Here is a 6,607-nt window from a genome sequence, read left to right on the forward strand (position 1 = left end):
GCCCTCGCCGCGGCCGTGTCGGCCCTCCTCCGGCCACCTTCGGCGGACGAGTCCACGGACTCCCCCGCTCCCTGCCATCCACTCGCCACGCTCACCCGGCGCGCCCTCGTCCTCCTCCCCCTGCTGCTGATCGGCGTCTGGGCGGTCGTCGACTGGCGGACGCTGCGGGACGGGACCGCGCGGCTCGGGTCCGCCGACCCGGGATGGCTGCTGGTGGCGTTCTTCTTCACCTGTCTGTGCTGGCTCTCCTCGGCCTGCGTACGGCAGGGCGCCCTGCCCGAGCGGCTGCCGGCCGGGCTGCTGATCGCCTCGCAGTTCGCGGCCGGCGCCGCCAACCACGTGCTGCCGGCGAGTCTCGGCGCGCACGCCGTCACCCTGCGCTTCCTCCTGCGCCGCGGCATCCCGTTCGCCCGCGCCACCGCCTCCCTCGCCCTGTACTCCCTGGTCAGGCCGATCGCGAAGACCGCGGTCCTGCTCGTCTTCCTGCTCGCCTTCCCCGATCTGCTGGGCCTCGACGGGCTCGCCCCGGACGGGCGGACGCTGCTGCTGATCGTCGCCGGCGCCGCCGCCGGCCTCGCCGTCACCGGCGTCCTCGTGACGACCGTACGACCGCTGCGCCGTCCGCTGCTGAACGGCGTCCGCACCGCCCTGACCGACGTACGGCTGCTGCACAGCCGCCCGTCCCGGGTGCTCGCCCTGTGGGGCGGGGCGGCCGCCGCGCCACTGCTCCAGGCGAGCGTGATCCACGCGGTCGGCGCCTCGCTGGGCCTGACGCTGTCCTGGGCCCAGGTCGCCTTCGCGTTCCTCGCCGCCAGCAGTGCGGTCGGCGCGGTGCCCGCGCCGGGCGGCATCGGCCCGGTGGACGCGGCGATGGTGTTCACGCTGTCGGCGCTCGGCGCCCCGGTGGAGCTGGCCGCGGCGACCCTGATCGGCTACCGCGTGCTGACGGTGTGGCTGCCGCTGCTGCCGGGCGCGCTGGTGCTGTCGGCACTGGTGCAGCGAAAGGTGCTGTGAGCGGGGCGGGTTCCCGTTACCGGGGCATCGGCCCGGTCACGGCGTCGGGATGCCCGCCGGGCGGGCGGGCCGGCCGAAGCGGGCCGGGACGCCCGGTGAGTACAGCACGCTCACCGGCTCGCCCACCGGCGTCGGCAGCCCCGCCGCGGCCACCAGGTCCTCCGCGCACTCCAGCAGCTCGGCCCGGTGCAGGGACCAGCGCGGGTGGGCGTTCGGCAGGTACATCGGCCGGCCGAAGAACGTGCCGTGCATGCCCCAGCGCGCGGTGAGGAAGTGCTCCAACTCCGTGGGCTCCCCGATCCGTTCCCCCACCCGCACGGTGATGCGGCTGTGCGCGCCGCGCGGTCCGGGCCAGCGCCGGGAGCTGGTGTAGGTCACGGTGTCGCCGTCGGCGCGGACGCTCATCCGGGACCACACGTACGGCATCCGGAACCCGATCCGCGCCACGGCCACCGGCAGCAGCCGGGAGGCGTCCAGGGACCGGAAGACCACGCCCCGCCGCCCGTGCCCGTCCACCGAGTACAGCCGGACGTTGGTCTCGGGGAAGGTCCCCAGATAGGGAACGCCGGGGAGCCGGAACCAGCCGACCCGGTGCATCCGGAACGCGACCAGCCCGACGTACGTGACCCCGTCCAGGGTGTCCGGGACGGTCCCGGCGGGCAGCAGCGGGGCCACGTCGGCGGGATCTGCGGCCCAGTGCAGAAAGGCGAGGTCGAGCCAGGACTGGGTGAGCAGCGGACGGGCGATGGCGCCGGGCGCGTCGACGCTGATGGGCTCCGGTGGCACGCGGGTCACCGTACCGCGGCCCGCCGCGCGGCGGTCAGGGCGTGCTGCACACCGTCTCCGGGCCCGCCGGGCTGGGGGACTGCGCGTCCTGCACCCGCTGCAGACCCCTCAGCAGACCCGGTATGCCGAGGTCCGCGCCCGTCGCGGCCCGGGAGAGGGTCATCAGGGCGGCCTCGTAGAAGGCGTCCCGCACGGCCGGGGCCATCACGTCGGAGGCGTCCAGGCACCGGGTGCCCCCGCCGGTGAGCTGTCGGGAGATCTCGCGGCCGACCCGGTCGGATTTCGGCGGCACCCGGCGGTTCGCCGAGAAGACGTCCTGGAAGCCTGCCCAGGCGCGCTGGCCCTCCCGGGAGGCGAGCTTCTCGATCAGCTTCTTCGCCTGGGGGCGGTCACTGAAGAGTGCGGCGAAGTCGCCGGTCACCTCATGGGCCCGCACCGGGTAGGGGCCGCCGGGCAACAGCGGGGCGGAATCGGTCAGTTCGGCGGACCTCTTGTTGTAGAAGGAGCGGGCGAACGAGCCCTGGTGCTCCAGGGCGCACCCGTTCCAGCCGTCGAACAGCAGCCCGTCGCCGCCCTGTTCGCCCCGATGGTCGGTGAGCAGGGCGTGCCGGGCAGCCGAGGGGCTCTGGGTCAGCAGTCGGCCCCAGGCCTCCCAGGCGCCGCGCACCCGCGAGTCGGTCCACGGCACGCTGCGGGCGCCCAACGCCCAGCGCGCGTACACGCCCGGGCCGGCCCGCTGCAGCACCAGGTCCTCGATCCAGTCGCTGCCGGGCCAGCCGGAGGCGCCGTCGTCGCCCATGCCGATGCACCAGCTCTTGAGCGGCGCCGGGGAGGGGGCGGGTCGGTGGCCCGAGCGGTACCAGACCACGCTCTTCAGGTCGGCCTTCACCGGCACCCAGTACACCTTTTTCTTGCGCTTGCCCGCCGATCCCCAAGGGGCGCCGTAGTCCGCCTGGTCGTAGAGGTCGCCCAGGGGGTGCAGGCGCTGCTGGTCGGCGTACTCGCCGAGTTCGCCGACGCCGGGCATGATCACGATGTCCGGGGACTCCCCCGACTGCACCTTGGAGAGCAGGACCTCGCGCTGGGCCGCGGTGCCCTGGTAGGTGAAGGGGATGCCGAAGCCGCGCAGCACCTTCTCGAAGTGCTTCTCCTGGGTGCCGGTCCAGGTCCCGAGGATGGTCACCGGCGCCTCGTCACGCTGCGTCCAGGCCGCCACCAGTCCGCCCGCGGCGACCAGCAGCAGCGCCACCAGGAACACCAGCAGCCGGAACGGCCGGGTCATCGTTGCCTCCAGTAGTCCCGGTCGAGCCGGTAGCCCAGCCCCGTCGCGGGCAGCACGAAGACCAGCAGCCCGACGATGAGGGTGGCCCGGTACACCCCGTCGGTCCAGGTGGCGCCGGCCAGTTCCCGCCGTACCTGCTCGGACCTGTTCGTGACGGCCGTCTGCACACGGGTCAGGTGGTCGCCGCACTTCTTCCAGGCGGCCGGAGACAGAGCGGGGTCGCACCGGGCGGTGTGACGCGAGACCTCGGTGATGCCGCTCAGACCTCCGCCGACCCGGTCGAGGTCGTGCTGCGCCGACGACGCCGCCAGCAGCGGGAAGACGGCCAGCAGCACGGTGAGGGCCAGCGCGGGCAGCAGGCACACGTCAAAGTCCCGGCCGCAGCGGTCGCGGACCACGAACAGGGCGGACAGCAGGGTCACTCCCAGGACGGCCAGGGAGAGTTCGGCGAGCCACCAGCCCCCGCGCTGCACCCACCCCATGCCGGCGGTGGCCGCGGCGCGCCCCATCTGGTTGACCTGCAGCCTGTCCAGCCGCGGGGCGATCCCGGTCTGCGGACGGCTGAGCAGCGAGGCCGCCTCCACGAGCTTCTGCTGCCGCATGAGCGGCTGGTGCCCGTACTGGAAGGCGCCTGGGGAGATGGAGGTGCTGTAGGAGGCGAGCAGGCCGTTGACGGTGCCGAGGTCCTGGTCGATGCGGTCCGCGATCCGGGACAGTCCCTGGTCGGCCGCGGCGAGCTGGACGCGGTAGGTCTCGCCGGGGCCCACGATGTCGGCCAGTCCCCTTTTCACCAGGTCGTTGGCGCCCCAGTCGGCGCGCATCAGGGCGAGCCGGGTGGCGGCCAGGCCCTGCACCGCCGGCGCCTGCCGGGCGGCGAGGGCCTGGGTGGCCTGCTGGGTCTGGCGGCAGGAGACCAGCAGGGCGCTGACGGCGACGGCCGCGCAGAGGGTGAGGACCAGGGCGTGCGCCTCCAGCAGCCGCCGGGTCCGGTAGGGGCGAAGGCGCCGGCGCCAGAACGCGGCGGGGGTGTGGTCGTGCCAGGTGCGTCCCGTTCTCACAGCAGCTCCTCCCCGCACCTGATGCAGTAGCGGGCCTCGACGCCGGCCGGGGTGCCGCAGCCCGCGCAGCGCGGGCCGGGCGGTGGTCCGGCCGCCTCGGCGGAGGGTTCGACCGGCCCGGAACCGACGCGCAGGATCATCGGGGCCAGCGTGTCGGTGTCGACGGCCGTGCGCAGCCGTACCTCTCCCCCGGCCGCGTCCTCGACGACCGCGACGGCGCGGATCTCCTCCAGCACCCAGTCCGTGCCGAGGCCGGCCGCGAGGCGCGCGGCCCGCCCCAACTGGCGTTCCGCGTCCTCCCGTCGGTCCTCCCTGAGGGCGAGGAGCCCCTTGCGCAGGGCGGTGCGCATGGCGGTGCCGGCGTTCAGGGAGAGCACGCTGTCACCGCCCTGGCCGTAGGGTGCCGCCGGGTCGGGCCGGTGCCAGCGGGCGGTGACGGGCGCATGGACGTCGCCGACGGAGACCATGGCGAACTGCAGCTCGGTCTCCTGGGGATCGTGGTCGGCGTCGGCGACGAGGGTGAGCAGATAGTCGCGCGAGCCGGGCTCCCACTGGTAGGTGGGGAAGAGCCAGGTGTACGGGCGGCCGGGCTCGCGCAGTCCGCCGAGCCGGTGCGGCCGGGGTGCCTTCTCGTTGAGGGAGACCTGGCGCACGGCGGGCCGCACGGTCACCGCGATGGGCAGCTGCGGGGTGTGCACCCGGCGCAGCCGCCGGACGGCCGCGGTGATCGCCGAGCCGAGGCCCTCCTCGACGAACTCGGCCGTGCCGTGCAGCCGTTCGGCGAGGGTCAGCAGCGGTTCGGGCGGCCAGTCGGTGCCCACGGCGAGCACGTCGCAGGTGAACTGCCCGGCGCAGGCCTCCAGTTCCTGCCGCAGCCGGCTCTCGCCGGGGGCGCTGCTGCCGTCGGTGATCAGCAGCAGATGACGTACGGACAGCGGGCGGGCGGCGAGCAGTTCGCGGGCCCGCGCCACCCAGGCGGCGTATCCGGCGGGCCGCGGGCCGTCCCGGTGCAGGGGCAGCGCGCCCGCGGCGAAGGCGGCCCGCCGTCGGTGGTCGTGGTCGGCGACGGCCCACTCGCCCCCGCGCAGGGGATAGCAGGGGGCGGGTTCGGGGCCGCCGCCGAGGACCGCGAAGGAGATGTCGTCGGGCAGCGCGCGCAGCGCGGCGGGCAGGGCGTGCCGTACCGCTGTCCGGTGGGTCTCGGCGACGTCCACGGCGATGATCACGGCGAGTTCGACGGCCGGCAGTTCCGCGGCGGCGCCGGTGGCGGCCACGTCGACCCGCAGATGGGCCTCGATCTTGGCGCTGCGGTGCGGGCGCACCTCGCCGTCCAGGTCGACGTGCAGCCGGACGTCCAGGTGCGGCGGCCGGACGGGGCTGCTCGTCTCGTACGTCACCGGTCCCTCGCCTTCGTCTCCTCGGCGCCGGGTGGGCGCCGCCGTGTCCATGGGTCAGATCACCGTCTGGGGTCGTACCGCGTGGGAGAGGTCCACCAGGTGTTCATGGGCGGCGGCCGACTCCCGGTGGTGCGCGGCCAGTTGCCGGTAGTGCCGCTCCAGCCGGGCACGGACCTCGCGCTCCTCGGGGGACGGTCGCCTCAGGCGGCGGGCGCCGCGGCCCGGGCGGCGGGGTCCGTCACCGCGGCTGTGCAGCGCGTCCAGCTTCCATTCGTGCAGTTCGGTGCTGAGCCGCAGCACCTCGTCCTCGGAGAGGCCGGGTTCGCCCGCGCCCGGGGTGCGCCGCCCGAGACCGCGCAGTTCCTCGAGCGCCGCGTCGACCTCGGCGGGCGTGGGCAGCGGGTCGTCGACGTCGGGCAGCCGGGCGGCGCGGATGCGCAGGGCCGCGATCCGGGCGACGGTGTGGTCCAGCGAGCCCGCCCGGACCCGGCCGAGGACGTCGAGGGCGGCGCCGCGGTCGCCGTCGCGCAGCGCGAGCCGGGCCAGGCCCAGGGCGGCGCCGCCGTGCGAGGGGTTGCGGGCGAACACGGCCTCGTACAGCTCCTTGGCGGTGGGCCCGGCGGTGTCGTCGCCGAGCCACTCCCCGCAGTAGGCGAGGGCGAGCTTGGGCGCGTACTCCCCGGGCAGGTCGAGCCGGACCCGGGTGAAGTGGGCTTTGGCCTCGGCCACTTGGCGGGGGTCGCCGTCCACGTCGGCGCGGCGCAGCGCGACCAGGGCGCGGTGCCACTGCAGCCGCCACTGACGTACGGCACGCGGTCCGGGGATGGAGTCGGCGGTGTCGAGTTCCTCCTGGGCGCTCTCCAGGTCCTCGGGGGTGTCGCGGCCCAGCAGGACGCGCACGTTGTGCAGGCAGATCTCCACCGAGGTGGGCTTCTCGCCGTCCTGGCCGAGGAGATGGCCGGGGTCGTAGCCGCTGCTGACCTCGAACCGGGCGGTCTGCGGGTCGTCCGGGTAGCGGCGGGGCACCGGCAGACAGCGGGCGATCTCCGTGGGGGTGGGCGCGCCGGGGG

At 75.0% G+C, this 6,607-nt stretch carries 6 protein-coding genes; 1 reads left to right on the top strand and 5 read right to left on the bottom strand.

The genetic code is table 11. From position 1 onward, the window contains the following. Positions 1-15 precede the first annotated feature (15 nt). The gene (locus GRC12_RS40460; RefSeq protein ID WP_208785451.1) at positions 16-1,014 is read left to right on the top strand and encodes a lysylphosphatidylglycerol synthase transmembrane domain-containing protein; all 999 of its coding nucleotides are present in this window, start codon (positions 16-18) and stop codon (positions 1,012-1,014) included. Between the two features lie 36 nt (positions 1,015-1,050). Here the strand turns inward: GRC12_RS40460 and GRC12_RS40465 are convergent, their stop codons facing one another. The 5 genes from GRC12_RS40465 to GRC12_RS40485 all read right to left on the bottom strand — a co-directional run. Next, complete coding sequence (locus GRC12_RS40465) at positions 1,051-1,800, bottom strand: YqjF family protein (protein ID WP_208785447.1); 750 nt, start codon at positions 1,798-1,800, stop codon at positions 1,051-1,053. A gap of 34 nt (positions 1,801-1,834) precedes the next feature. After that, entirely contained in the window at positions 1,835-3,082 is a 1,248-nt protein-coding gene (locus GRC12_RS40470; RefSeq protein ID WP_208785448.1) for an extracellular solute-binding protein, read from the bottom strand. Beyond that, positions 3,079-4,140: a hypothetical protein gene (locus tag GRC12_RS40475; protein WP_208785449.1), complete on the bottom strand. Its 1,062-nt coding sequence runs from the start codon at positions 4,138-4,140 to the stop codon at positions 3,079-3,081. Before GRC12_RS40475 ends, GRC12_RS40470 begins: the two co-directional genes overlap by 4 nt. Beyond that, entirely contained in the window at positions 4,137-5,588 is a 1,452-nt protein-coding gene (locus GRC12_RS40480; protein WP_208785450.1) for a hypothetical protein, read from the bottom strand. Before GRC12_RS40480 ends, GRC12_RS40475 begins: the two co-directional genes overlap by 4 nt. A gap of 3 nt (positions 5,589-5,591) precedes the next feature. After that, the coding region (locus tag GRC12_RS40485; RefSeq protein WP_280117588.1) for a tetratricopeptide repeat protein at positions 5,592-6,607 on the bottom strand (1,016 nt) is incomplete at its 5' end.

Origin of the sequence: Streptomyces griseorubiginosus, from assembly GCF_017614965.1 — a bacterium.
Classification (GTDB): Bacteria; Actinomycetota; Actinomycetes; order Streptomycetales; family Streptomycetaceae; genus Streptomyces; species Streptomyces griseorubiginosus_B.